Source organism: Micromonospora luteifusca, from assembly GCF_016907275.1.
In the GTDB taxonomy this organism is placed as follows: domain Bacteria; phylum Actinomycetota; class Actinomycetes; order Mycobacteriales; family Micromonosporaceae; genus Micromonospora; species Micromonospora luteifusca.
In genome coordinates this window covers 2,272,080-2,298,172 of sequence record NZ_JAFBBP010000001.1, presented here as the reverse complement: position 1 = coordinate 2,298,172, position 26,093 = coordinate 2,272,080, and the positions used below count along the sequence as shown (strand labels likewise).

At 71.1% G+C, this 26,093-nt stretch carries 23 protein-coding genes; 13 read left to right on the top strand and 10 right to left on the bottom strand.

The features are described from left to right. The first annotated feature begins 21 nt into the window (after positions 1 to 21). Entirely contained in the window at positions 22 to 972 is a 951-nt protein-coding gene (locus JOD64_RS10015) for a malate dehydrogenase (protein WP_204941989.1), read from the top strand. Positions 973 to 1,340: 368 nt separating this feature from the next. Next, positions 1,341 to 2,558: an NADP-dependent isocitrate dehydrogenase gene (locus JOD64_RS10010; protein WP_204941988.1), complete on the top strand. Its 1,218-nt coding sequence runs from the start codon at positions 1,341 to 1,343 to the stop codon at positions 2,556 to 2,558. A 279-nt stretch (positions 2,559 to 2,837) separates the two neighbouring features. Here JOD64_RS10010 and galT read toward each other — a convergent pair whose 3' ends face one another. The 3 genes from galT to cysC all read right to left on the bottom strand — a co-directional run bounded on the left by galT (position 2,838) and on the right by cysC (position 6,377). Then, positions 2,838 to 3,914: a galactose-1-phosphate uridylyltransferase gene (gene galT / locus JOD64_RS10005; RefSeq protein ID WP_204941987.1), complete on the bottom strand. Its 1,077-nt coding sequence runs from the start codon at positions 3,912 to 3,914 to the stop codon at positions 2,838 to 2,840. After that, the gene (locus JOD64_RS10000; RefSeq protein WP_204941986.1) at positions 3,911 to 4,735 is read right to left on the bottom strand and encodes a DeoR/GlpR family DNA-binding transcription regulator; all 825 of its coding nucleotides are present in this window, start codon (positions 4,733 to 4,735) and stop codon (positions 3,911 to 3,913) included. Before JOD64_RS10000 ends, galT begins: the two co-directional genes overlap by 4 nt. 112 nt (positions 4,736 to 4,847) lie before the next feature. After that, a complete protein-coding gene (gene cysC, locus JOD64_RS09995; RefSeq protein ID WP_204946002.1) occupies positions 4,848 to 6,377 on the bottom strand; it encodes an adenylyl-sulfate kinase in 1,530 nt (509 codons plus the stop codon). A 383-nt stretch (positions 6,378 to 6,760) separates the two neighbouring features. On the opposite strand from cysC, the gene JOD64_RS09990 reads away from it, so the two are divergent. The 5 genes from JOD64_RS09990 to JOD64_RS09970 all read left to right on the top strand — a co-directional run bounded on the left by JOD64_RS09990 (position 6,761) and on the right by JOD64_RS09970 (position 11,000). Next, positions 6,761 to 7,675: an ABC transporter ATP-binding protein gene (locus tag JOD64_RS09990; RefSeq protein ID WP_204941985.1), complete on the top strand. Its 915-nt coding sequence runs from the start codon at positions 6,761 to 6,763 to the stop codon at positions 7,673 to 7,675. Continuing rightward, positions 7,668 to 8,573: an ABC transporter permease gene (locus JOD64_RS09985; RefSeq protein WP_204941984.1), complete on the top strand. Its 906-nt coding sequence runs from the start codon at positions 7,668 to 7,670 to the stop codon at positions 8,571 to 8,573. The genes JOD64_RS09990 and JOD64_RS09985 overlap by 8 nt, the downstream gene beginning before the upstream one ends. After that, positions 8,573 to 9,484: an ABC transporter ATP-binding protein gene (locus JOD64_RS09980; protein ID WP_204941983.1), complete on the top strand. Its 912-nt coding sequence runs from the start codon at positions 8,573 to 8,575 to the stop codon at positions 9,482 to 9,484. Before JOD64_RS09985 ends, JOD64_RS09980 begins: the two co-directional genes overlap by 1 nt. A gap of 67 nt (positions 9,485 to 9,551) precedes the next feature. Beyond that, a complete protein-coding gene (locus JOD64_RS09975) occupies positions 9,552 to 10,262 on the top strand; it encodes an ABC transporter permease (RefSeq protein WP_204941982.1) in 711 nt (236 codons plus the stop codon). 93 nt (positions 10,263 to 10,355) lie between these two features. Continuing rightward, a complete protein-coding gene (locus JOD64_RS09970) occupies positions 10,356 to 11,000 on the top strand; it encodes a hypothetical protein (RefSeq protein ID WP_204941981.1) in 645 nt (214 codons plus the stop codon). A 48-nt stretch (positions 11,001 to 11,048) separates the two neighbouring features. On the opposite strand, the gene valS is transcribed toward JOD64_RS09970, so the two are convergent. The 6 genes from valS to JOD64_RS09940 all read right to left on the bottom strand — a co-directional run bounded on the left by valS (position 11,049) and on the right by JOD64_RS09940 (position 21,017). Continuing rightward, positions 11,049 to 13,613, bottom strand: a complete 2,565-nt coding sequence (valS, locus tag JOD64_RS09965; protein WP_204941980.1) for a valine--tRNA ligase — start codon at positions 13,611 to 13,613, stop codon at positions 11,049 to 11,051. A 55-nt stretch (positions 13,614 to 13,668) separates the two neighbouring features. After that, complete coding sequence (locus JOD64_RS09960) at positions 13,669 to 15,549, bottom strand: ABC transporter ATP-binding protein (RefSeq protein ID WP_204941979.1); 1,881 nt, start codon at positions 15,547 to 15,549, stop codon at positions 13,669 to 13,671. Beyond that, positions 15,546 to 17,402 carry an ABC transporter ATP-binding protein gene (locus JOD64_RS09955; protein WP_204941978.1) on the bottom strand — a complete coding sequence of 619 codons (1,857 nt, stop codon included), beginning with the start codon at positions 17,400 to 17,402 and terminating at the stop codon, positions 15,546 to 15,548. The genes JOD64_RS09960 and JOD64_RS09955 overlap by 4 nt, the downstream gene beginning before the upstream one ends. A 37-nt stretch (positions 17,403 to 17,439) precedes the next feature. Then, positions 17,440 to 17,949 carry a methylated-DNA--[protein]-cysteine S-methyltransferase gene (locus JOD64_RS09950; protein ID WP_204941977.1) on the bottom strand — a complete coding sequence of 170 codons (510 nt, stop codon included), beginning with the start codon at positions 17,947 to 17,949 and terminating at the stop codon, positions 17,440 to 17,442. After that, a complete protein-coding gene (locus JOD64_RS09945) occupies positions 17,946 to 19,475 on the bottom strand; it encodes a DNA-3-methyladenine glycosylase 2 family protein (protein ID WP_204941976.1) in 1,530 nt (509 codons plus the stop codon). The genes JOD64_RS09950 and JOD64_RS09945 overlap by 4 nt, the downstream gene beginning before the upstream one ends. A gap of 135 nt (positions 19,476 to 19,610) precedes the next feature. After that, entirely contained in the window at positions 19,611 to 21,017 is a 1,407-nt protein-coding gene (locus JOD64_RS09940) for an FAD-binding oxidoreductase (protein WP_204941975.1), read from the bottom strand. A 323-nt stretch (positions 21,018 to 21,340) separates the two neighbouring features. Here JOD64_RS09940 and JOD64_RS09935 point away from each other — a divergent pair, with 323 nt between their 5' ends. Beyond that, on the top strand, positions 21,341 to 21,847 hold the full coding sequence (locus JOD64_RS09935; protein ID WP_204941974.1) for a hypothetical protein: 507 nt from the start codon (positions 21,341 to 21,343) through the stop codon (positions 21,845 to 21,847). A gap of 102 nt (positions 21,848 to 21,949) precedes the next feature. Beyond that, the gene (locus tag JOD64_RS09930; protein WP_204941973.1) at positions 21,950 to 22,684 is read left to right on the top strand and encodes a Type 1 glutamine amidotransferase-like domain-containing protein; all 735 of its coding nucleotides are present in this window, start codon (positions 21,950 to 21,952) and stop codon (positions 22,682 to 22,684) included. Positions 22,685 to 22,687: 3 nt separating this feature from the next. Here the strand turns inward: JOD64_RS09930 and JOD64_RS09925 are convergent, their stop codons facing one another. After that, positions 22,688 to 23,254: an exonuclease gene (locus tag JOD64_RS09925; RefSeq protein ID WP_204941972.1), complete on the bottom strand. Its 567-nt coding sequence runs from the start codon at positions 23,252 to 23,254 to the stop codon at positions 22,688 to 22,690. Positions 23,255 to 23,395: 141 nt separating this feature from the next. Between JOD64_RS09925 and ychF the strand changes: the two genes are divergently transcribed. The 4 genes from ychF to JOD64_RS09905 all read left to right on the top strand — a co-directional run bounded on the left by ychF (position 23,396) and on the right by JOD64_RS09905 (position 26,068). Further along, positions 23,396 to 24,481 carry a redox-regulated ATPase YchF gene (gene ychF, locus JOD64_RS09920; protein WP_204941971.1) on the top strand — a complete coding sequence of 362 codons (1,086 nt, stop codon included), beginning with the start codon at positions 23,396 to 23,398 and terminating at the stop codon, positions 24,479 to 24,481. A gap of 92 nt (positions 24,482 to 24,573) precedes the next feature. Beyond that, on the top strand, positions 24,574 to 24,948 hold the full coding sequence (locus JOD64_RS09915) for a hypothetical protein (protein ID WP_204941970.1): 375 nt from the start codon (positions 24,574 to 24,576) through the stop codon (positions 24,946 to 24,948). A 56-nt stretch (positions 24,949 to 25,004) separates the two neighbouring features. Further along, positions 25,005 to 25,334: an ArsR/SmtB family transcription factor gene (locus JOD64_RS09910; protein WP_204941969.1), complete on the top strand. Its 330-nt coding sequence runs from the start codon at positions 25,005 to 25,007 to the stop codon at positions 25,332 to 25,334. Further along, a complete protein-coding gene (locus JOD64_RS09905) occupies positions 25,334 to 26,068 on the top strand; it encodes a cation efflux transmembrane domain-containing protein (protein ID WP_204941968.1) in 735 nt (244 codons plus the stop codon). Before JOD64_RS09910 ends, JOD64_RS09905 begins: the two co-directional genes overlap by 1 nt. Positions 26,069 to 26,093 lie beyond the last annotated feature (25 nt).

The window sequence follows — 26,093 nt, the reverse complement described above, 5'->3', positions numbered from 1 at the left end:
TTAGCAGGGAGTGGGACGACCATGGGTAAGAAGGTCACTGTCGTCGGGGCTGGCTTCTACGGCTCCACCACCGCACAGCGCCTCGCCGAGTACGACGTCTTCGACACCGTAGTGATCACCGACATCGTGGAGGGCAAGCCCGCGGGTCTCGCGCTCGACCTCAACCAGTCCCGGGCCATCGAGGGCTTCGAGACCAAGGTGGTCGGCGTGACCACCGGCCCCAACGGTGAGGGCTACGAGAACATCGAGGGCTCCGACGTCGTCGTGATCACCGCCGGTCTGCCGCGGAAGCCCGGCATGAGCCGGATGGACCTGCTGGAGACCAACGCCAAGATCGTCCGCCAGGTCGCCGAGAACGTCGCCAAGTACGCCCCGAACGCCGTCGTCATCGTGGTCTCCAACCCGCTGGACGAGATGACCGCGCTCGCGCAGCTCGCCACCCAGTTCCCGAAGAACCGGGTGCTCGGCCAGGCCGGCATGCTGGACTCCGCCCGGTTCAGCAACTTCGTCGCCGAGGCACTGAACGTGCCGGTGGCGTCGGTACGCACGCTGACGCTCGGCTCGCACGGCGACACCATGGTCCCGGTGCCGTCGAAGAGCACCGTCAACGGCAAGCCGCTGCGTGAGGCGATGCCGGCCGAGCAGATCGAGGAACTGGTCGTCAAGACCCGTAACGGCGGCGCCGAGGTGGTTGCGCTGCTCAAGACCGGCTCGGCGTACTACGCCCCGTCCGCCGCCGCGGCCCGGATGGCGAAGGCCGTCGCCGAGGACTCCGGCGAGGTCATGCCGGTCTGCGCCTGGGTCGACGGCGAGTACGGCATCTCCGGCGTCTACCTCGGTGTCGAGGCCGAGATCGGCGCTGAAGGCGTCAAGCGGGTCGTCGAGACCGACCTGGACGCCGACGAGCGCGCCAGCCTCCTGGCGGCCGCCGAAGCCGTCCGCGCCAAGCAGGGCGACATCTCCAGCATGTAGTTCCCCCGAACCGCAGCACCACCGAAGGGCGCGCCGGCTTCGCCGGGGCGCCCTTCGCCGTCCAGCCCCCACCCACCCCGCCAGCTTTGTTGATCATGAAGTTATTGCCAGTCATGTCGGCGAGTTGAGGCAATAACTTCATGATCAACCGGGGTGGGGGTGAAGAAGGCCCCCTCGCCGTCGGTGAGTGCGGTGACCGTGATAGACCCGAGGGTGCGGCTCAGTGGCATCGGGCGATCCTGCCAGCGAAATCCTGCGTCGTGCAGCCCGGTTTCCGCCGGCCGGTCGAGGCCGGCTGGGAGCTGCCGGCCCCATTGCAGTACGCTCGTACTGCTTGAGCACGTGTCCCCCGAGAGGAGCGCCGGCCGATGGCGAAGATCAAGGTAAACAACCCGGTCGTAGAACTCGACGGCGACGAGATGACCCGGATCATCTGGAAGCAGATCCGGGAGCAGCTGATCCTGCCCTACCTCGACGTCGACCTGCACTACTACGACCTGTCGATCCAGCACCGCGACGAGACCGACGACCAGGTCACGATTGACGCCGCCAACGCCATCAAGGAGCACGGCGTCGGTGTCAAGTGCGCGACCATCACCCCGGACGAGGCCCGGGTGGAGGAGTTCGGCCTGAAGAAGATGTGGCGGTCGCCCAACGGCACCATCCGCAACATCCTCGGTGGCGTCGTCTTCCGCGAGCCGATCATCATGTCCAACGTGCCGCGGCTGGTCCCCGGCTGGACCAAGCCGATCATCATCGGCCGGCACGCCCACGGTGACCAGTACAAGGCCACCGACTTCGTCGTCCCCGGCCCGGGCACGGTGACCATCACCTACACGCCGGCCGACGGCGGCGCGCCGATGGAGATGGAGGTCGCCAACTTCCCGGGCGGCGGCATCGCCATGGGCATGTACAACTACGACGAGTCGATCCGGGACTTTGCCCGGGCGTCGTTCCGGTACGGGCTGGACCGCAACTACCCGGTCTACCTGTCCACGAAGAACACCATCCTCAAGGCGTACGACGGTCGGTTCAAGGACATCTTCGCCGAGGTGTTCGAGGCCGAGTTCAAGGCCGAGTTCGCCGCCGCCGGCATCACCTACGAGCACCGGCTGATCGACGACATGGTCGCCGCCGCGCTCAAGTGGGAGGGCGGCTACGTCTGGGCCTGCAAGAACTACGACGGTGACGTGCAGTCCGACACCGTCGCGCAGGGCTTCGGCTCGCTGGGTCTGATGACCTCGGTTCTGCTCTCCCCGGACGGCCGGACCGTCGAGGCCGAGGCCGCGCACGGCACGGTCACCCGGCACTACCGGCAGTGGCAGAAGGGTGAGAAGACGTCGACCAACCCGATCGCGTCGATCTACGCCTGGACGCGGGGCCTGGCCCACCGGGGCAAGCTGGACGGCACCCCGGCGGTCACCGAGTTCGCCAACACCCTGGAGCAGGTCATCGTCGACACCGTCGAGGGCGGCCAGATGACCAAGGACCTCTCGCTGCTCATCTCGCGCGACGCGCCGTGGCTGACCACGGACGAGTTCATGAACGCGCTCGACGAGAACCTGGCCCGCAAGATCGGCGCCTGATCCAGGCGTACCGCATGATCGGAGCCCGTCGGCACCTGCCGGCGGGCTTCGGCGTTTCTGGCCGCGACGCGCCGGTTGGCGTCACCGCCGTCGGCGCGCCTCGTTGACCAGGATGGACGAGATGCCAGTCACGTCCGAGGAAGGTTGACCACGGTCGACCCGCGGCACCCGTGCGCCGATCAGCCAGCCTTCCCGGCTGTGCCGTGCACAGCCAGCCGTCCCTTCCCTGCGGGGGGCCCTGTCCCGGGCCCCCCGCGCCCTGTTCCCCAGGTGCCTTCGTCAGGCGGCGCGGAGCAATTCGGCGGCACGTTCCGGAGCGATGTCGTTGATGAAGACACCCATTCCGGACTCGGAGCCCGCCAGGTACTTCAGCTTGTCCGTGGCTCGCCGGATGCTGAACAGCTGTAGGTGCAGGTGGCCCAACTCCCGGTCGATCCGCACCGGCGCCTGGTGCCAGGCCGAGATGTATGGCATCGGCATGTCGAACAGGCCGTCGAAGCGGCGCAGCAGATCCAGGTAGAGCGGCCCGAAAGCGTCCCGCTCGCTGTCGCTGAGGGCCGGGATGTCCGGCACCACGCGATGCGGCGCGACGTGCACCTCGAACGGCCAGCGAGCGGCCGCCGGCACGAACGCCGTCCAGTGTTCGTTCTCGGCGACCACCCGGTCGCCGGTGGCGCGCTCGGCGGCCAGCACGTCCGCGTACAGGTTGCCTCCGCCGGTCCGCTCGGCGTGTCGGCGTGCCGCACCCAGCAGCGCGCGGGTGCGCGGCGTCACGAAGGGGTACGCGTAGATCTGCCCGTGCGGGTGGTGCAGGGTGACGCCGATCTCGACGCCCCGGTTCTCGAAGCAGAAGACCTGCTCCACACCGGGCAGTTCACCGAGCACCTCGGTGCGGTCGGCGAGTGCGTCCAGCACGGTGCGGACCCGGCGCGGGGGCAGGCTGGCGAAGGAGGCGTTGTGGTCCGAGGTGAAGCAGACCACCTCGCACCGCCCGAGCCCCGGTCGAGCCGGTGTGAACGGGGTGATCTCTCCGGGCTCGTCGGCCACTCGGCCGCTCAGCGACGGGAACCGGTTCTCGAAGACCACCACGTCGTAGTCGGGAGCGGGGATCTCGGTCAGCCGGTCGCCCTCGGACGGGTCGAGGGGGCACTCGCTCGCCGGCGGGAGGAAGATGCGGGTCTGCCGGTGCACGGCGACCGCCACCCACTCGTCGGTCAGCGGGTCGTAGCGCAGCTGGGACGCCGGGGGCGGCGGCGGCAGGTCGCGGCGGTCCGGCTGGTCGCGGACCGCGTCGTCGCGCTCGTCGAAATAGATCAGCTCCCGGCCGTCGGCCAGGTCGATCGCGGTGCGTTTCACTGCGCCGCCCCCTCACTTGTCGGCGTGCGCGTCGCGCGGTCCGCCCCTGTTGCCTTTACCATGATCAATTCGCCTACCTGCTCGCCGAGTACCCGTCGCGCGGGCGGAGGCAACCGGTCGTCGCTGACCAGTACGTGTGCTGCTGCCAGCTCGACGATCGAGGAGATGCCCACCGTGCCCCACTTGGTGTGGTCGGCGAGCACCACCAGCTGATCCGCCGCAGCCACCAGTGCCCGGTCGGTCTCCGCCTCCATCAGGTTCGGAGTGGTGAAGCCGGCCCGCTCGGTGATGCCGTGGACGCCCAGGAAGAGCAGATCCAAATGCAGTGACCGGACGGCTCCGACCGCGAGTGGACCGACCAGCGCGTCCGACGGCGTGCGTACGCCGCCGGTGAGCACCACCGTCTGGTCCGGTCGACCTCCGGCGTGCAGGATCTCGGCCACCGGCAACGAGTTGGTCACCACTGTCAGGCCGGGCACGTCCACCAGCCTCCGGGCCAGCTCGGCCGTGGTGGTGCCGGCGGACAGCGCGATAGCCGCGCCAGGCTGGACCAGTTGGGCCGCCCGGTCCGCGATGGCGGCCTTCTCCGACAGTTGGCGGACCGACTTGGCGTGGAAGCCCGGCTCGTCGGTCGAACTCGACCCGGCTGTCGTGGCACCGCCGTGCACCTTGGCCAGCAGGCCACGCTCGTGCAGCGCCTCCAGATCGCGCCGGATGGTCATGTCGGAGACACCGAACTCGCCGGCCAGCTCACTCACCCGGACGCCGCCCGTCGACCGGACCCGCTCCAGGATGGCCGCCTGCCGCTGTTGAGCGAGCATTCGCCGTGCCTCCCGGGGGTCCACGTACTCTCACGCGGTCAAACGTGTTCCAACAAAGATGAACACTAGCGCGTAGCGGGCAGCGCCGGAAGAAACGGGGTACGGCGACGCCTCAGGCGGACGCGACCTTCAGCTCCACCCAACCGGTCTCGGTCAGATGGTGCAGCACTGCCTGCACCGCGTCCGCGACGCTCAGGTCGGTGGTGTCGAGCACCAGATCGGCGTCGGCCGGCTCCTCGTACGGGTCGTCGATGCCGGTCATCCCGGTCAGCAGGCCGGCTCGTGCTCGCGCGTACAGACCCTTCCGGTCCCGACGTTCACACACCTCCAGCGGAGTGGCGACGTGCACCAGCACGAAACCCGCCCCGGCGGCCAGGGCCATCTCACGGGCGGTTGTGCGGGCCGCCGCGTACGGGGCGATCGGGCAGCAGATGCCCACCCCCCGGTGCCGCGCGATCTCGGCAGCCACCCACCCGATCCGCCGGACGTTGAGATCCCGGTCGGCCTTGGTGAAGCCCAGCCCGGCGGAGAGTTCCCGGCGCACCACGTCCCCGTCGAGCAGGGTCACCGTGCGATCACCGCTCTCCCGCAACGCGTCCGCCAGGCCTCGGGCGATTGTCGACTTGCCGGAGCCGGAGAGGCCGGTCAGGAAGACCACCAACCCGCGGTGCCGGCGCGGTGGCCGGGCCCGGGCCAGCTCCCTCGCCACGGCCGGCGGGGTGTGCCACTCCGGCAACGGGAAGCCCCGGTCGAGCAGGTCGTCGATCTCCTGCTGGGTCAGCGCGAGCCGCCGGTTGCGCGGTGGGATGTCCTCCCGCCAGCGCCACTGCCCGTCCCGGTTGTCGTACGCGAGTTCGCGTGGCACCAGCACCCGTAGCCCGGCGCCGGAGAGCATCTCGCCGGTGGAGAGCAGGTGGGTGACTCCGTACGCGGCGGAGACCCGGGCGCGCAGCAGCGCGTCGCTGATCTCTTCCCGTCGGTGCGACAGCGGCACCGCGACCACGGTGGCGGGTGGCATCCGGTCCCGGGCGGCGAAGACGGTGCGTACCAGCGCCTCCGGCGGGAGCCCACCCGCGCCACCCTCACCGACCGGGATCATCACGAGCAGGTGCGCGGCCAGGGTACGGGCGGCGTGGGCGATCTGGGCGAGCTGCGGACGATGCAGCGGCCGGTCGGCGATCACCCCGAGCACCCGGCCCGGGGGCAGCAACGCGCGGACCTCCTCGGGGCTGCGGCGCAGTCGCTGGAACGGGCCGTGCCCACCGTCGCCCAGCCGTCGGATCTGGCCGCCCACTCCTGCCACGCCCTCGCGCACCTGCCAGACGTCCGCCACGTCGAGGGCGGCCGCCGGTGCGCCCTCGCCGTCGGTCAGCACCAGCGCCCGGCGGGCCGGGTCGCGCGGATCGAAACCCTGAGCCAGCGCGGTCGGCACCTGCAGCGTCACAGCGACCTGCCACGGAGTGCCGTCGGCCAGTCGGCCGCGCCGGCTGACCGATACCAGGTCGGCGCGGGTCATGAAGCCAGTCAGAGGGGCGTACGCACCGGTCAGCAGCAGCTCCAGATCCGCGAGCTCACCGGGACGCGGCGTGTACGCCGGTGCGTCCCGTAGCACCTCGTCGGGCAGCACCCAGCCGTTGCTCATCCACACCCCCCACTCGCTGACCGGCACACAGTTTCGCAGCCGACCGCCGATCGGTCGAGGGCGCCACTCCACGACCCCTACGGGCGGATCAACGCCGGCGCCGCCGATCGCACCCGGCTCCACATCGAACCGGTCCCCGGCGGCGAAGAGGAACTCGCTCGACACGTCCGTGACGCGGGCGCGACGGCCAGCCGGCCGGGAGGTGAATGGTGTCACCCCGGATGGGCCTTTCCCGAGGCGGGGTCGTGCCGGCCGCGTACGGCGACGATGATCCAACCGCCGCCCCGGCGAGGGACCTTAGGGGTCCGCACCGGCAATGATCAGGGGAGCGCCGGGGGCGTGCCGGTGTCCGTGGTGGGCATCGACTCCCTACGCTGGGCAGCGTGACACTGATCGCGACCCAGTCGCTCACCAAGACGTACGGAGGTCGGGTCACCGCGTTGGCCGACCTCACCGTCGCCGTCGAGCCCGGGATCATCGGCCTGGTGGGCGCGAACGGCGCCGGAAAATCCACGTTGATCAAGATCCTGCTCGGCCTGATCGCCCCGACCAGCGGTCAGGTCTCGGTGCTCGGCATCGACCCGACCGCCGACCCGGCGGCGGTACGTGCCCGCGTCGGTTACATGCCCGAGCACGACTGTCTTCCGCCGGACCTGTCCGCCGCCGAGCTGGTCACCCACCTCGGCCGGATGAGTGGCCTGCCCCGCACCGCCGCCCGCGAGCGGGCGTCGGAGGCGCTGCGGCACGTCGGCCTCTACGAGGAGCGTTACCGCCCGGTCGGTGGCTACTCGACCGGCATGAAGCAACGGGTCAAGCTGGCCCAGGCGTTGGTGCACGACCCCGACCTGCTGTTGCTCGACGAGCCGACCAACGGTCTGGACCCGGCCGGCCGCGACGCCATGCTGGCCCTGGTGCACCGGATCGGCACCGAGTTCGGCATCTCCGTGCTGGTCTGCTCACACCTGCTCGGCGAGGTGGAGCGGATCTGCGACACGCTGATCGCCATCGACGGCGGCAAGCTGCTGCGCGCCGACCACATCTCGGCGATGACCACGGCCACCGACGTGCTCGCCGTGGAGGTCAGTGAGGGCACCGAGGAGCTCGCCGCCCGGCTCACGGCGCTCAAGCTGCCGGTGGCGCGGGACGGGCGTCTGCTACTCGTACCGCTCGCCGATGACCGCACCTACGACCTGATCCTGGGCGCGGTCGCCGAACTGGACCTGCCACTGCACCGACTGGACCAGCGCCGGCACCGGGTGGCCGAACTCTTCGCCACGAGGGAGCTCACCAATGCCTGAGCCGTCTTCCGCCGCCGTGCGCCCCGCGCCGACCGGCGTCATCCATGACATCGGCTACCAGCGCTACGAGGGGCCGAGGCTGGGCCGCCGGCACGTCTTCGGCGCGCTCTACCTGCACGGGCTGCGCACCACGTTCGGGTTCGGCCGCAGCGCCAAGGCCAAGATCTTCCCGTGGCTGGTGGTCGGCATCGTCACCCTGGTCGCGGTGGCCCTCGCGGCCGTCCGCAGCCAGATCGGCGAGGTGGTCGCCACGTACGCCCAGTTCGCCGATGCGATGAGCTGGCTGGTCATCTTCTTCGTCGCGGTGGCCGCGCCCGAGCTGGTCTCCCGCGACCTGCGCAGCGGGGTGCTGCCACTGTATTTCTCCCGACCGCTGCCGCGCACCGACTACGCGCTGGCCAAGCTGCTGGCGCTCGTCACCGCGCTCTGGCTGCTGCTCGGTGGTCCGCAGCTGGTGATGTTCCTGGGTGCCGCTTTCACCACCAAGGACGGCATGCGCGGGGTCTGGAACGAGCTGCTCGACCTGCTGCCCGGGCTGCTCTACGCCGGCCTCTGGGCGGTGGTCTTCGCCTCGATCGGGCTGCTGGTCGCGTCGCTGACCGGCAAGCGGGCCTTCGCCGCAGGCGGCGTGGTCGCGGTCTTCCTCATGACCACCCCGATCGTGGGCGTGCTGAGCATCCTGCCGTCGCGGGCGGCCAACGAGCTGGCCGGGCTCGCCTCCCCCTCCACCCTGGTGCAGGGGGTCGGCATCTGGTCGCTGGGCGACCTCCTGGTCGAGGGCGATCCGGGCGAGATGATGATCGGCGGTTTCGGTCCGGTCTACGCCCTGGCCGCGGTGCTGCTGGTCGCCGGCGCGACCGCCCTCCTGCTGGCCCGCTACCGGAAGGTCGCCTCCTGATGAGCACGCTGAGTCTGACCGGGGTGTCCCGGTGGTACGGCAACGTGGTCGCGGTGAACGACATCAGCATGGCCCTCGGGCCGGGCGTGACCGGCCTGCTCGGCCCGAACGGCGCCGGCAAGACCACGCTGCTGCACATGATGGCCGGGTTCCTCGCGCCGTCACGTGGCACGGTCACCCTCGACGACGAGCCGACCTGGCGTAACCCGGACGTCTATCGCCGGTTGGGGCTGGTCAGCGAACGGGAAGCGGTGCAGGGTTTCCTCACCGCGTACGAGTTCGTGCTGGCCAGCGCGAAGCTGCACCGGCTGGCCGACCCGGCGGCGGCCGCCCGACGGGCGATCGACCTGGTGGAGCTGGAGGCGGCGCAGGACCGCCGGATCGGCACGTACTCCAAGGGCATGCGGCAGCGGGCCCGGGTGGCCGCCGCGTTGGTGCACGACCCGCAGGTGCTGCTGCTCGACGAACCGTTCAACGGGATGGACCCGCGCCAGCGGCTGCACATGATGCAGTTGCTGCACACGTTGGGCGACGCCGGCCGGACGATCCTGTTCAGCTCGCACATCCTGGAGGAGGTCGAGCAGGTCTCCGGGACGGTGCAGGTGATGGTGGCCGGCCGGCTGGCGGCCTCCGGCGACTTCCGGACCATCCGCCGGTTGATGACCAATCGCCCGCACGTCTTCGCGGTGCGCTCCACCGACGACCGGGCGCTGGCTGTCGCGCTGATCGCCGAGCCGTCGGTGAGTGGGGTCGAGTTGGACCCGACGGGCCTGACCGTGCGGGCCGGCGACTATGGCGCCTTCACCCGCGCGTTGCCCCGGATCGCGCTCAAGCAAGGCATCCGGGTGCGCCAACTGGTGCCGTCCGACGAGTCTCTGGAGAGCGTCTTCTCCTATCTCGTGGAGGCCTGACCAGTGAGTGCGAGGAGTGAACGAGCGCAGCGAGTGAGCCCCGCAGTCACGAACGAAAGAAGCTGACATGTCGACCATTACCTGGATCACCGCGCGCGGGCTGTTCGGCCGGCGGCGGTTCCTGCTGCTGCTCCCGCTGCCGGTGGTGCTGCTCGGGCTGGCCGTGCTCTGCCGGTCGCTGGGGGTGGACCCGGGCGAGTGGGGGCCGCCGGTGCTGGTCGGCCTCGGGCTGGCCGTGGTGCTGCCGGTGGTTGCGCTGATCATCGGCACGGGCGTGCTGGGCGCGGAGATCGACGACGGCACGGTCGTGCACATCCTGACCAAGCCGCTGCCGCGCTGGCAGATCGTGCTGCCGAAGCTCGCGGTGGCCGCCGGGGTCACCGCGGTCACCGTCGCGGTGCCGCTCTACGTCGCAGGCGTGCTGGCCGATTCGGTACGCCTCGGTCTGGCGCTGGCGGTCTCGGCGGCGCTCGGCGCGCTGGCGTACTCGGCGTTGTTCCTCGCGCTCAGCCTGGTCACCAGGCGGCCGGTGCTGCTCGGCCTGGTGTACGTGCTGATCTGGGAGGGGCTGCTGGGCAACTTCGTCAGCGGCACCAAGGTGCTCTCCATCCAGCAGTACGTGATCGCCCTCGCCGATCGGATCGCCCCTACCGGGCTGCTGGAGACCACCGTGTCGGTGCCGGTGGCGTCGGTGATGACCGCGCTGGTGAGTGTCGGCTTCACCGTGCTGGCCATCGACCGTCTGCGCTCGTTCAGCGTGGCCGGCGAAACGAGCTGAGACCGGTGCGCAGCGGTGTTCCGGCCAGCCACCGTCCGGCGGTAGGGCTGGCCGGATGGACCGGTGGGGCCCCGTCGGGCCAGGCTGTCGGGTGTGAGCGTCGAAGCGGAGCGGACGTCGTTGGCTGAGCCGTACTCCCGGAGCAGCCGGCCGTGGCTGACCAGCCTGGCGGTCGCCGGGCTGGCCTGCGCCACGGTCGCCACGGCTGCCCAGGGCAGCGGCCAGTTCCACTGGTGGGCCGTGTTCATCCTGATCCCGGCCGCGTTGATCGCGGCCAGCGGCGGGCCGTTGCTGGCCCGGGGTGGTGGCCGGGCCTTCGCCGGTTACATGCTCGCCTGCGTCGGCACCCTGGTGTTCGCGGTGGGCGCGCTGCTGATGTTCGGCGTGATGGGGCGGGGTTGGCCGCTGATGGTGGTGCTGCCCTGCCTGGCGGTCGCCGGCACCTACGGTTGGCGGGCAGCCCACCCGCTGGCCCGGGGCCTGCACCGGGCGGTGGCCCTGCTCGCGCTGACCGGCGCGTTGCTCGGCCTGACCCTGCAACTGATCCGGGTGGATCTGCTCGACCTGGAAACCGGCTGGTGGGGGGCGTTCCTGATGCTGGCCGGGGCCATCGTGCTCGGCAACGCGGGCGAGCTGACCCGGCACCGGATGCCGTACCGCCTCCAGGCGATCACCCTGCTGGTGGGGCCCGCTGTGATCGCATTCCTGCTCGGGCTGCGTTTCCTGCGCGGCTGGTGATGACCGGTCCGCCGCCGCCCCGGCGGGGTGGGCGGCGGCGGACGCGGGTCAGAAGGCGCAGGCGATGACGAGCTCCGGGGTGCGGTCGGGGAGCAGGTCGAGTTTGCCGATCCGGCCGGCCGCCCGCAGGTCGTCGGCGACCAGGGTGAGCTGTTCCAGAAGCGCCGCCGGGCCGAGCGCCTCGGCCAGCGGCACCTCCGCCTTCATCGACAGTTTCCGCTCCGACTTGGCCCGCCGCACCTGGCTCAACGCGTCGCCGGCAAGCCGCAGCAGCGCCGGGTCACCCGACCCCTCGATCGTCCGGGCCACCTCGTGGGTGGTGGGCCACGGCGCGCGGTGCACCGAGCCGTACCGCCACCACGACCAGACCTCCTCGGTCACGTAGGGCAACACCGGAGCGAACAGTCGTAGCTGCACCGACAGAGCCGAGGCCAGCGCCGCCCGCGCCGAGTCGGCGGCCGCGCCGGTGCCGTACGCGCGTTCCTTGACCAGCTCGATGTAGTCGTCGCAGAACCGCCAGAAGAACGCCTCGGTCGCCTGCAACGCCGCCGTGTGGTCGTACGCGTCGAAGGCGGAGCTCGCGGCGGTGACCACGGTGGCCAGCTCGGCGAGCATGGCCCGGTCCAGTGGCGTGGTCGCGGGGGCGCGCAGCGCGTCCGCCGCCCCCAGCCCGAGCGCGAACTTGGACGCGTTGAGCAGTTTGGTGGCCAGCCGACGGCCGATCTTGATTTGCGCCGGGTCGAAGGCCAGGTCCGTGCCGGGCTTGCCACTGGCCGCCCAGTAGCGGACCGCGTCCGAGCCGTGCTGCTCCAACAGCGCCAGCGGGGTGACCACGTTCCCCTTGGACTTGGCCATCTTCTTGCGGTCCGGGTCGAGGATCCACCCGGAGAGCACCGTGTCCCGCCAGGGCAGCACCCCGTGCTCGAAGTGCGAACGGACCACGCTGTCGAAGAGCCAGGTCCGGATGATCTCCTGCCCCTGCGGGCGGAGGTCCATCGGAAAGACCTGCGCGAACAGCTCCGGGTCGGTCTCCCAGCCGCCGACGATCTGCGGGGTCAGCGACGAGGTCGCCCAGGTGTCCAGCACGTCCGGATCGCCGATGAAACCGCCCGGGTGGCCGCGCTGCGACTCGTCGTACCCGGGTGCCGGGTCACTGGACGGGTCGACTGGCAGCGCGGACTCGTCCGGCGTGAGAGGGTGGGACCAGTCCGGCTCGCCAGTGTTGTCGAGCCGGTACCACACCGGCACCGGGACCCCGAAGAAGCGCTGCCGACTGACCAGCCAGTCCCCGGTCAGGCCGCCGACCCAGTTGTCGTAGCGGTGCTTCATGTGCGCCGGCACCCAGTGCAGCTCCTCGCCCCGGGCCAGCAGCGTGGCCCGCAGGTCGGCGTCCCGGCCGCCATTGCGCAGATACCACTGTCGAGTCGAGACGATCTCCAGTGGGCGGTCGCCGCGCTCGTAGAACTTGACCGGATGGGTGATCGGGCGTGGCTCGCCGATCAGGGCACCCGCGTCGGCCAGCATCCCGACGATCTCCCGGCGGGCGCCGTTGACGGTCTGCCCGGCCAGCGCCGCGTACGGCTGTGCCGGCACCCCGGCCGGCGGCTCCGGAAGCAGCCGGCCGTCGCGGTCGATGATCACCCGGGTGTCGAGTTCGAGATCCCGCCACCAGGTCACGTCGCTCAGGTCGCCGAACGTGCAGACCATCGCGATGCCGGTGCCCTTGCCCGGTTCGGCGAGCGGGTGGGCCCGCACCGGCACCTCGACGTCGAACAGCGGGCTGCGCACCGTCGTGCCCACCAGGTCGGCGTACCGCTCGTCGTCGGGGTGACAGACCAGTGCCACACAGGCGGGCAACAACTCCGGTCGGGTGGTGTCGATCTGCACCTCGCGCCCGTCCGGCCCGGCGAACCGCAGCCGGTGGTAGGCACCGGGGCGCTCCCGGTCCTCCAACTCGGCCTGGGCGACGGCGGTGGCGAAGCCGACGTCCCAGAGCGTCGGCGCCTCCGACTGGTACGCCTCGCCGCGCAGCAGGTTACGCACGAACGCCCGCTGACTGGTGGTCCGGGCGATCCGGCCGATCGTCGTGTAGGTCAACGACCAGTCCACCGAGAGCCCGAGCCGTCGCCACAGCGCCTCGAAGGCCTGCTCGTCGGTGACCGTCAGCCGTTCGCAGAGCTCGATGAAGTTGCGCCGGGAGATCGGGGTGGGGTCGCGGCGGGCCGCGTCGTCGACCGGAGTCGCCGGTGGCCGCCACACCGGGTCGTACGCCAGCGCCGGATCGCAGCGCACCCCGTAGACGTTCTGCACGCGACGCTCGGTGGGTAGGCCGTTGTCGTCCCAGCCCATCGGGTAGAAGACGGACTTGCCGCGCATCCGCTGGTAACGCGCGACGGTGTCGGTGTGCGTGTACGAGAACACGTGCCCCATGTGCAACTCGCCCGATACGGTCGGCGGCGGGGTGTCGATCGAGTACACGTCGGCTCGCTTTTTCGAGCGGTCGAACGCGTACGTGCCCTCCTCCTGCCAGTGGCGTGCCCAGCGCTCCTCGAGCCCGTCCAGGGTCGGACGCTCGGGGACGCCGGCGCGGGCCGTCCTCGCCGTATCGGTCATCCTGCGATCGTAGGCACCACCAGGGGGTCGGGCCACGCAGTTACGGATCGCTGGTTCAGATCAGCGAGTCGCGCCACTGCCGGTGCAGGGCCGCGTACCGGCCGTCGGCCTCGGCCAGCACGCCGGGTGGGCCGTCCTCGACGACCTTCCCGTCGTCGAGGACGAGCACCCGGTCAGCTGTCTCCACGGTGGAGAGTCGATGTGCGATCACCAGGGCGGTGCGGTCGCGCAGGATGGTGCCGAGTGCCCGCTGCACGAGCCGTTCGGTCGGCACGTCCAGCGACGACGTCGCCTCGTCCAGGATCAGCACGGTCGGGTCGGCCAGGAACGCCCGGGCGAACGCGACCAGCTGCCGCTGCCCGGCGGAGAGCCGGCCGCCGCGTCGGTGCACCTGCGTGGCGTACCCCTCGGGCAGGGCGGCGATGAAATCGTGGGCGCCGATCGACCGCGCGGCGGCCTCGACCGCCGCGTCGTCGGCGCTCGGGCGGCCGAACCGGATGTTCTCCGCGACGGTCCCACTGAACAGGTGGTTCTCCTGCGTCACCAGCACGACCGCGCGGCGCAGGTCGGCGTCGCTCACGTCGCGAAGGTCGACCCCGTCCAGCCGGACGGTGCCGGTGTCCGGGTCGTGGAACCGGGCGACCAGCTTCGCGATGGTCGACTTGCCCGCGCCGGTCGGCCCGATCAGTGCCACGGTCTGTCCGGCCGACACGGTCAGCTCCAGCCCGCCGAGGATCGGGGTGCCCGCGCGGTATCCGAAGGAGACCGCGCGGAAGGTCAACTCGCCGCGACCGGGCCCGGTCGGCAGCGGTATGGGCCGGGCCGGCTCGGCCACGGCCGGCCGTTCGTCGAGCACCCCGGCCAACTTCTCCAGTGCCGCCGTTGCCGACTGCAGCGAGTTGTAGAACTGGCTCAACTCCTGCATCGGCTCGAAGAAGCGACGTAGGTAGAGCAGGAACGCGGCGAGCACGCCGACCTCGGTCTGGCCGTCCAGCACCCGCCAGCCGCCGTAGCAGAGCACCGCCGCCACGGTGACGTTGCCGATCAGCTTGATCGCCGGCGAGTACGTGGCGATCAGCCGGAATGTGTGCAGGCTGGTTCGCCGGTAGTCGTCGCCGAGCGCCACGAAGATGCGTTGGTTGCGCGGCTCCCGGCGGAACGCCTGCACCGCCCGGATGCCCCGCATCGACTCCACGAAGTGCACGATGACCAGCGCGACCGCGTCCCGGGTCCGCCGGTACGCGCTCGCCGACGATCGGGCGAACCAGCGGGAGAGCCAGAACAGGAACGGGAAGGCGAGCAGCGTCACGGCGGCCAGCGGCAGGTCCAGCCAGAGCAGGATGGCAGCCACCGACAGCATCGACAGCCCGGCCATCACCAGGCTGTCGATCCCACCGTCGACCAGTTCGGCAATCGAGTCCAGGTCACTGGTGAGCCGGGAGACCATCCGGCCGGAGGTGTACCGCTCGTGGAAGCCCACGGACAGCCGCAGGAAGTGCCCGAACACCCGTTGCCGCAGGTCGAGCAGGACGGCCTGGCCGATCCGGGCAGAGATCGTGAGGAACCCGCGGCGGGCCGCGTACTCGGTCATCGAGGCGACCGCGAACGCCGCGGCGACGGCGACCAGCGGGCCAGGGTCGCCGGCGCGCAGCGGCGGGATGGCCCGGTCGATGCCGACCATGACGAGGTACGGGCCGGCCATCGCGGCGGCGTTCTGGGTCAGCAGCAGGCCGACCGCGGCGGCGAGTCGCCCCCGGTGTGGTCGAAGCTCGTCGGCGAGCAGGGCCCGGCCGAGCCGGCGCAGCCGGGCCACCGCTTCGGGTGCGGCGTCCTCGGCTCGGCTGCGGTCGGCCTCCGGGTCGGTGGCGGTTCCGCGCCAGCGGGTGAGCTCCGGTTCCTCCTCGGGTGGTGGGTCGGCCTGCTTCGGCACCGTCACGAGTGCACCAGTCCCCACCCGTCCGAAGGGGACTGGCTCGGGCCGGCGGCTCCGGCTACGGGTGGGTGCCCGGTCGGCGGCTCGGCGGCGAGCAACGCCCGGTACGCCGGCACGGTGGCCAGCAGCTCGGAGTGCCGCCCGATCGCGGTGATGCGCCCGTCTTGGAGCAGGGCGACCCGGTCGGCCAGAGCGATCGTCGACGGCCGGTGCACCACCAGCAGCGCGGTGCTGTTGCGCAGGACCCGCCGCAGTGCCGCCTCGACGAGCGCTTCGGTGTGCACGTCGAGGGCCGACAGCGGGTCGTCCAGCACCAGCACCGCCGGTCGGCCGAGCACGGCCCGCGCCAACGCGAGTCGTTGCCGTTGCCCGCCGGAGAGGGACAGCCCCTGTTCACCTACCCGGGTGGCAAGTCCCCACGGCAACTCGTACGCGAAGTCCGCCTGAGCCAGCGCGAGGGCCGCCCGGACGTCGTCGTCGCCGGCGTCCGGGCGTCCCAGGGTGAGGTTCTCCCGCACCGACATGGAGAAGAGCGTGGGCTCCTCGAACGCCACCCCGACCAGTCGGCGCAGGGAGGCCAGCCGCAGCTCGCGCAGGTCGTGCCCGTCCAGGGTGATCCGGCCGGCGGTCACGTCGTTCAGCCGGGGCACCAGGGAGAGCAGCGTGCTCTTGCCGGACCCGGTGGCACCGACCAGGGCGAGCGTTTCGCCTGGTTCGATGATCAGGTCGATTTCGCGCAGCACCGGTGTGGTGGCACCCGGGTAGCTGAACGCGACGCGCTCGAAGCGGAGCCGGCCGCGGACCGCGTCGCGGGGCAGCGCGAGCGCGCCGGGCCGGTCCACGATCTGGGGCGGGGTGTCCAGCACCTCCTGAAGCCGGTCGGCGGCGGTGGCGGCCTCCTGGCCGTTGGCGATGATCCAACCCAGCGACTGCACCGGCCAGATGAGCATCAGTTGAAGGCTGACGAACGCGACCAGCTCGCCGATGGTGAGCGAGCCCTTCGCGGCGGCGGCCGCTCCGGCCACCAGCACCAGGCCCAGGGTGACGTTGGGCACCAGGTCGAGCAACGCCGAGGTGCTGGCCAGCAGCCGCGCCTTGCTGACCCCCGTGTCGTGCAGTGTCCGGGCCCCACCGGCGAAGCGGGCCGCCAGTTCGGGCCCCCGGCCGTACGCCTTCATGGTGCGCAGGCCCTGTGCGGTCTCCTCGACCAGGGTTGCCACGTCGCCCTGCTGATCCTGCATCCGCCGGGACGCGGCGTGGTAGTGCCGCCCGAACCGGCGACTGATCAGCAGCAGTGGCACCGCGCTGGCCGCGACCAGCACCCCGAGTAGCGGGTGCAGGTTGATCAGGAGCACCACCACGACCACATAGGTGGTCAGGTTGAGCACCAGGAAGAACACGCCGAAGGAGAGGAAACGGCGGATCACCGACAGGTCACTGGTGATCCGGGAGAGCAACTGGCCGGACTGCCAGCGGTCGTGGAAGTTCGTCGGCAACCGTTGCAGGTGGGCGTAGACGTCGGCGCGTAGTGCCGCCTCCATGCCCACCGCGGAGGAGGACTGCACCCACCGACGGATGAAGATGAGCACCGCCTCGACCACGCCGAGCAGCAGCGCCAGGCCGCCGAGCTGGAGCAGCCCGACCGGTTGGTGTCGGGCCACCGGCCCGTCCACCACCCGCTGCACGACCAGCGGTACGGCGATCCCGGCCGCCGTTCCGGCGAGCCCCGCGACGAGCAGCCAGGCGAACTCGGTGGCGTACGGGCGCAGGTAGGGACGGAGCCGCCAGAGGTTGTGCAACGGGTGGAGGGGCGCGGCGGCCCGCGTGGCCGGGTTGCCGCCGCTCTCCACAGGCACTACCAGACGGTAGCGTTAATAGAAGGCGACGATTGTGTCAGCTTGCCGTCAAGCGCCGCTCATGACCGAGAAGCCACTTTTTCACGTCCAGCCCCCAGCGGTAGCCACCGAGCGTGCCGTCGGTGCGAAGTACCCGGTGGCAGGGCACGAACAGCGCCGCCGCGTTCCGGGCGCAGGCAGCCGCGGCGGCCCGCACCGCCGGTGGCCGACCGGCGAGCGCGGCATACCCGGTGTAGGTGATCGGGGTGCCCGCAGGCACCTCGCGCAGCACCTGCCAGGCGTGCGCCATGAACTCTCCGCCGGTGTGCTGACGGATCGGCACCGCGTCGATGGCGCTGAGGTCACCGTCCAGGTAGGACCGAACGGCCGCGCTGACCGGGCCGAGGTCGGCCCGCTGTCGCAGCGGAGCCCGCAGGGTCGGGTGGACCAGGGGCAGCAGCGCCGCCGGGTCCGGGGTGAAACCGGCCGCCCGAACGTCGCCGTCCGGGCCGGCGAGGATGCTGAGCGGGCCGGTCGGTGTGCTCAGCACAGTGCTGTCGATGCTCATGCCGCTCTCCAGAGTCTGATCGTGGCGTAGGACCGCCAGGGGCGCCAGCGTTCGGCGTACCCGTCGAGGGTTGTCGGGGTGTCGGGCAGGCCCAGCGCGGCGGCGCCGCGCCGGACCGCGAGGTCGGTGCTGAGCAGGACATCCGGGTCGCCGAAGATGCGCATGGCCAGGTAGTTGGCGGTCCACGGGCCGATGCCGGGCAGCGCGAGCAGCCGCCGGACGGCGTCCTCCCGATGGGCACCCGCCGCGAGGTCCACTGATCCGTCGACCACCGCCCGTGCCAGCCCCCGCAGGGTCTCCCGCCGTGCGGCGGGCATCCCGAAGCCCGAGTCCGGCAGCGACAACAGGTCCTCCGCGCTCAAGAACCCCCGCAGTCCCCCCGCGTCCGGCCCTCCGTCGCCTTGGTGATCATGAGGTTGTTGTCGCGACACGCCGACGCCGTCGGCAATAACCTCATGATCGACGCGGTCGGGGGTGGGGGTGGGGGTGGGGATGGGGGTCAGCAGGAGGCGGGTTAGGGATTTTTGGGCTGCGGTGACCGAGACTTGTTGGCCGATGACGGCGCGGACGGCCATCTCGAAGCCGTCTACCGCGCGGGGGACCCGGATGCCCGGTTCGGCGGCGACCGCCGGGGCGAGCGCCGGGTCGGCGGCGAGCGTGGCGTCGATGGCCGCCGGGTCCGCGTCCAGGTCGAGCAGCCGCCGACAGCGGGCCACCGCGGGTGCCAGGTCGCGCAGGTCGGCCAGGCGCAGCGTCGCAGCGACGTGCCCGTCCGCCGGGGTCAGCGCCACCTGGCCGGCGCCGTGTGGCAACCGCAGACCCCGGTGGTACGTCCCGTCGCGAACCTCGTCCACGCCGGGCAGCGCCCGCACCGCGAGGAAGTCCAGCAGCGCCCGGGCGTGCAGCGGCGGGCGGTACGCCAGCCGGAGCGCGATGGTCCCCGCTCCGGTCGGCGCCTGCGGGCGGCCCCGGGCCGTTCGCAGGTCGGACGGTGCGCTCGCGTACACCTCGCGGAGCGTGTCGTTGAACTGCCGGATACTGCCGAAGCCCGCGGCGAACGCGATCTCCGCCATTGGCAGGCCGGTCGTCTCGATCAGGATCCGGGCGGTCTGCGCGCGCTGAGCCCGGGCCAGCGCGAGCGGGCCGGCGCCCATCTCGGCGCTCAACATCCGGTGCAGGTGCCGTTCGGTGTAGCCCAGACGGGAGGCCAGCCCCGGTACGCCGTCCCGGTCGACCACCCCGTCGGCGATCAGCCGCATCGCCCGGCCGACCACGTCCGCGCGGACGTCCCACAGGGGTGAGCCCGGCGCTGCGTCCGGCCGGCAGCGGCGGCAGGCGCGCAGCCCGATGCCCTGCGCGGCGGCGGCCGACGGAAAGAATCGGACGTTCTGCCGCTTGGGTGTGATCGCCGGGCAGGACGGCCGGCAGTAGATGCCGGTGGACGTCACACCGGTGTAGAACCAGCCGTCGAACCGCTGGTCGCGGCTGTCCACGGCCCGGTAGCAACGCTCGAAGTCCAACTCCATGTCACCGATGATGCCCCGCTGGTCGGGCCGCCTGCTGGCGGGAATCGGACCTCGGTGTGCCCGGCCGGGCGGGACCCGCATCAACGGCCCGCCGGTCGGGCTGTCGGTGGTCGGCCTCGGCGCAGGGCGTGGGGGTCAGCGGCGGCGCCGATGAGGCTGACCGGATCGGCCGGGCTGGCCCGATCGGCTGGACTGGCCGACGCGACCCTGCTGACCGGGTCGGGTGGGCTGGCCGGTCAGCAGGGCCGGCCGGAAGACACCATCCGGGTCGTACCGCTTCCACAGCCGCCGCACCCGGGCCCCGGTCTCGCCCGGGTAGATCCGGGCGAACGCGGCCGGGTTCGGCCGGCTCTCGAAATTGACGTACGCGCCGTCGGCGCGGGCGCCAGGCGCCCGCCAGGCGGCGTCCAACGCCGCCCCGCCCTGCGGTGGGAACACCGAGGCAATGACAAGCGTGTCCTGGTGGCGATGCGAATACGCGGTCGCGTCGGGAGCGACGTCGTTGACCGCCCCACCCATCGAACGGAGTTGGATCACCGCCCGCCCCGGCCCGGTCACCGCTCGCATCACGGCCCGCGCGACGGCGTCGTCCAGCCCGGTGAACAGACCGTTGGTGGTCGTGCCACGCTGCTGCCCGACGTTGGGGTGCAGGTGCGCGGTCGGCACCAGGGTTGGGTAGGGCAGCAGGTCGGTCCGGTGTTCGAGCACCTTTCCGATGGCGAGCAGCGGCTCCACCGCGGGCCGGGCCCGGCGCAGGCTCTCGGCGGCCACCACGGCGGTGATGGACATGAGGGCCGAGCGGCCCTCCGCGTACAGCACGGCTGCCGCGGACAACTCCCGTGGGGCCTGCGAGAGGTAAGCGGCCCACTCCCGGATGGTGCGACCGTCGGGGTGCGCCTCGACGACCAACTGCGCCACGCCGACGTTGCGCTGCTCGGCTGCCTCGATCTCGAAGGCCACCACGATCCCCGCGCCGGCTCCGGCACCGCGGACCAGCCAGAACAACTCTGGCTCGTGCTCCGCATCGGCACGTACCAGCGTTCCGTCGGCGAGCACCACCTCGACCGCGCGGACACGGTCGATGGTGAGGCCGTGGGCGCGGACCAGCCAACCGACCCCGCCACCGGTGGCCAGGCCGCCGACGCCGACATTGCCGTGGTCACCTGAACTGATCACCAGGTCGTACGGGGCCAGCGCCTTCGCGACGTTCGCCCAGCGGGCACCGGCCTCGACCCGGACCAGCCCGGCCCGCTCGTCGAGCACCTGCACCCGGTTGAGCATGGACAGGTCGATGACCACGCCGCCGTTGTTGGAGGACGCCCCGGAGAAGCCGTGCCCGCCGCTGCGGACGGCAATGGGCAGCCGCTGTTCCCGCGCGTAGCGCAGCGCGTCGATCACCTGCGCGGTGGTCTTCGGCAGCAGGACGGCGGCCGGCGACGCCGACGTGGTGTACGTCGAGCGCAGCTGCGCGTACCGGCGGTCACCGGGTGTGACGATCTGCCCGGTGAGCGAGTTGGGCACCCGGGCCATGGCGGTCGTCATCGCCGCCTCCGCAGCTCGCATACCGGATGTCCGTGCTCGGTCATGGCCCAAGAATGAGCGGACCTGCCGGCCTCGGCAAACGTGGTGGACCGGTGCATCCTGTCCGCCGGTGCGGGGCGCGCTCGCCGGCATGCGGAGCGCCGGGCGAAGGTGACCGGGATCTCCGTTCGTCCTCGTCCACCCACCACCCCCCGTTTCTTTGTCACATCTACAGACGCCCCAGGTCATCGTCGCTATCCGCGATCCGACGGGTGTTTTCGACCCGGAAGTGTCGGTCGTGGCGGGTAGCGTCCGGCCACCAACTGAAGAAGGGGTGCGGCGAAATGGCGAGCGTGGCGGGTTGGGCGGCGGCGTCGACACAGGGCGCGTTCCCGCCGCTGCCCCGCGCGGTGGCGCAGTCCCTCTACCGCCGGATGCGGGCCGTCGCGCCGGCCGCCGTGGGGGCCATCGAACGGGACCGGGTGACCGACCCGGAGCAGGCGTTTTCCGACACCGCCTGTGGCCGGTTGGCGGGCTCACTCGACGACGCGGGCCTGCGGGCGCTCGGGATGTGGACGCACCACTGGTGCATGCGCTTCTACGACGACGACACCCGGGTCGGCCGGCGGTTGGTTCGCGAGATCGCCGCCCGGCCGGGGCTGGGCTGGACGGCCGACGAGGTGCACTGGATGCTGCGCGAGTCGTTCTCGGCCGGCCCGGCCGCCGCCGATCGGTTCACCCTGCCCCGCGCAGCGTCCGCGCAACTGGCCCCGGCCGACGAGTTGCCCTCGGCAGCCCAGCGGCCCGAGGTCGAGGTGCCCCGCCAGCGGCGGCCGGACCTGTCCGGTTGATCTCATGATCAGTGCGGTGGGCGGCAAGGCGACCGCCGCGTGGGCAGGCGGCCGGCTGCGGCAGGATGGACGGCGCACCGCCCCGACGGAAGGACACCTCCGATGCCTGCCAGCGAACCGACGATCCTCGCCACCAGCATGGGCTTCTTCCGGGGCGACCGCGGCCCCGCCGACCTGCGCCCCGGCCCGGTCTTCGAGTTGGCGGCCGAGCTGGCCGAGGCCGGTCCGCAGCCGCGGATCTGCTACCTCGGGCAGGCCGTCGGGGACCAGCCCACCTCGCTGACGGCGGTCTACGGCGCGTTCGCCGACACCCGGTTCCGGCTGTCGCACCTCGCCCTGTTCCCGATGCCGAACGTCGAGGACGTCCGCGCCCACCTGCTCGCTCAGGACGTGGTCTGGGTCGGTGGCGGCAGCGTGGCCAACCTGGTCGCCGTTTGGCGGGTGCATGGGCTCGACGAGATCCTGCGCGAGTGCTGGCAGGCCGGCGTGGTGCTGGCCGGCGTCTCCGCCGGCTCGATCTGCTGGCATGTCGGCGGTGCCACCGACAGCTTCGGCCCCCGCCTGCGCGGCTACACCGAGGGCTTGGCCTGGCTGCCCTACGGCAACGGGGTGCACTACGACAGCGAGGCTGAGCGGCGCCCGCTCATGCACGAGTTGGTCGGCAACGGGACGCTGCCGACCAGCCACTGCACCGACGACGGGGTCGGCCTGGTCTACCGGGGCACGCGGCTGGTCGAGGCGATCGCGGACCGCGAGGGTGCTTCGGCGTACGAGGTCAGCCGCAGCGCGGACGGCAGCGTCCAGGAGACGGTCATCGCCCCGCGCCTGCTCGGCTGACCGTCAGTCCTGCTCGCCGGACCGGCGGCGGAGCACCGCGTCGAAGACCTGCGCCAGCTCGGCGGCGTCCTCCCCGGCGTGGTGCGTGTGCGGCACGTCGTGCAGGCCCAGGTGTTGTTTGATCGTGCCCTGGCGGGTCTGGACCCATTCGCTGCCGGTCAGCCCCATCCAGTAGCTGCGGAGATCGACACCAGAGCCGGTGGCACCGAACGGGCTGTGGCCGACGAAGCGGACGAAGTACCAGTGCACGAACATGCCGTCCCAGACGGCGGGTGCGGCGAGGAAGACCGGGCGGCCGATCCGGCGCAGGCCGTTGACCCAGGCCGCCGCGGCCGACATCGCCTCCTGCGCGGTGGGCGCCTCCCGCAGCAGGCGGTCCCGGTCCAGGCCGGAGACGGCCAGCGCCGCAGGCACGAACTCATCGGAGATGGGACGCAGCTCCGTGTAGAAGGTCTCCTCCGGTTGGCCGGTCACGGCCATACCCAGCGAGATCATGCTGTACGGCCCGGGGATCGGCCCGTCCGCTTCCACATCGACGGCGATGTACAGCTCGGGCAAGGTCGAGGTCATCCCACCTCCAGCAGCGAGACATCGAATCGGGAGAGTAGCAATGCCTGCCCCGGCCCGGCGGAAGCGACGATCGATCGCCCGGACTGTCGAATCGGAGCCGCGTGGGCCGGCCCGGTCGGCACCCGCGTAAGCTGGCTGGTCGTGAGTCTCTCCATCGGCATCGTCGGCCTGCCCAACGTCGGCAAGAGCACGCTTTTCAACGCGTTGACCAAGAACGACGTGCTGGCGGCGAACTACCCGTTCGCCACCATCGAGCCCAACGTCGGTGTGGTCGGGCTGCCCGACGAGAGGCTGGGCAAGCTGGCCGAGATCTTCTCCTCGCAGAAGGTGCTGCCGGCCCCGGTGTCGTTCGTCGACATCGCCGGCCTGGTTCGCGGCGCGTCGAAGGGACAGGGCCGGGGCAACGCCTTCCTGGCCAACATCCGGGACGCTTCGGCGATCTGTCAGGTCGTTCGGGCCTTCTCCGACCCGAACGTGGTGCACGTCGACGGCAAGATCTCCCCGGCCGACGACATCGAGACGATCAACACCGAGCTGATCCTCGCCGACCTGCAGACCCTGGACAAGGCTCTGCCGCGGTTGGAGAAGGAAGCCAAGCTCCGCAAGGACCGGGCCGCCGCGGTCGCCGCCGCGAAGGCAGCCATCGAGGTGCTCGACGGCGGCACCACCCTCTACTCCGGGGCCGCCGCCGCCAAGATCGAGCTGGAGCACCTGCGCGAGCTGCACCTGCTCACCACGAAGCCCTTCCTGTACGTCTTCAACGTCGACGAGGCCGAGCTGGCCAACGAGTCGTTCCTCGACGAGCTGCGCGCCCTGGTCGCCCCCGCCGAGGCCGTCTTCATGGACGCCAAGATCGAGTCTGAGTTGGTGGACCTGCCGGAGGAGGAGGCCCGCGAGCTGCTGGAGTCGATCGGGCAGAACGAGCCCGGCCTCAACCAGCTCGTCCGGGTCGGCTTCCGCACCCTCGGCCTGCAGACGTACCTCACGGCCGGCCCCAAGGAAGCGCGCGCCTGGACCGTCCCGGTCGGCGCCACCGCGCCGGAGGCCGCGGGTGTCATCCACAGTGACTTCCAGCGCGGCTTCATCAAGGCCGAGGTGGTCTCCTACCACGACCTGGTCGAGCACGGTTCGATGTCGGCGGCCAAGGCGGCGGGCAAGGTCCGCATCGAGGGCAAGGAGTACGTCATGCAGGACGGCGACGTTGTGGAGTTCCGCTTCAACGTCTGAATCCGGCCTGTTTCCGCAGTTCAGGCGGTTGCAAACGCAGCCGGGTCCGCGGGGATTGCAGTCGGACTTGGCCGTGTGTGATCCTCCCGCGGGTGAGCAGCTCAGACGACGAGGCATGGTCGGCCTATCTGGAACGCGTCCGAAACCTCGCCGAACAGGTCCTTCGCGCGGACGATCCGTACGATCTCGGCTTGCAGTTCATGGGCGAGACGATCGACGTGATCAGCATCGGCGAGTACGCAGTCAGCATGTACAACCTGTGGGGCGCGCTCACCGACTGGGTTGAACTCAAGCCGGACGAGGAAGAGCGCGCCTTTGCCGAGATGACTCGCGCTGCTCGTGATTGGCTGGCACTGGATCCTCGCGACAGCGAAGCGGTACGTAGGTACTTCGACTATTGGCTGTACGACGTCTGCGGCTACGAACGGCGGTCGGCCCAGCCCACTGATGCCTCCGGCACTGAGTGATGGCAGCAGCACTGTACAGCTGACGCTGAATACAGCGAAAGCTGTATTGTCGGCGGATGGAGACCTTGACGTACGGGCAGGTGCTTGCACGGTTCGGCCATGCACTGTCTGATCCCATTCGAGCGCGGTTGCTCCTGGCGCTGCGCGATGCCCCCGCTTATCCGGCGGACCTTGCTGACCTGCTCGGCACGACGCGTCAGAACCTGTCCAACCACCTTGCCTGCCTACGCGGCTGTGGCCTGGTCGTGGCGGTGCCCGAGGGGCGGCGGACGCGCTACGAGCTGACCGATGCTCGGCTCGCACACGCTCTCGGTGACCTGCTGAATCTGGTCCTGACAGTTGACCCGACGGCGTGCGCGGATGCCGATGAGAAGGGGTGCTGCTGATGTCCGCCCCTCTGCTGCAAATCCAGTCCGGCAGCCCCGCGGCTCGGCGTGGTGTCCTCGCTCGGCGGGTGCGGCTCCTGGTGGCTGCGACGATCACCTACAACGTGATCGAGGCGGTAGTGGCGATCACGGCCGGTGCCGCTGCATCCTCTACTGCCTTGATCGGCTTCGGTCTGGATTCGGTGATCGAGGTGTCCTCAGCGGCGGCGGTCGCGTGGCAGTTCGCCGGCCGTGACCCTGAGGCGCGGGAAAAGGTCGCACTGCGGATCATTGCGGTGTCGTTCTTCGCGCTGGCCGCGTACGTCACCGTGGAATCGGTTCGTGCGCTGGCCGGCAGCGGAGAGGCCGAGCACTCCACTGTCGGCCTGGTCCTGGCTGCCCTGTCGCTGCTCATCATGCCGGTGCTGTCCTACGCTCAGCGTCGAACCGGGCGTGAGTTGGGTTCTCGATCGGCGGTGGCTGACTCCAAGCAAACCCTGCTCTGTACCTACCTGTCGGCCGTGGTGCTCGTCGGCCTGGGTCTCAACAGCCTGTTCGGCTGGTCCTGGGCCGACCCCGTGGCGGCGCTCGTCATCGCTGTGGTGGCGGTCAAGGAAGGACGCGAGGCGTGGCGCGGGGACACCTGCTGCGCGATGCCCGCCAACGGCTCGACCTCACTCGCCGTTGACGGTGAGAGCCCCGACGCCTGCGGGTGCGAGCCCGGCTGCTCCTGCTGTTCCGGTGAGACGAACTGATCTTCCAACGCCACTCCAGAGTCGG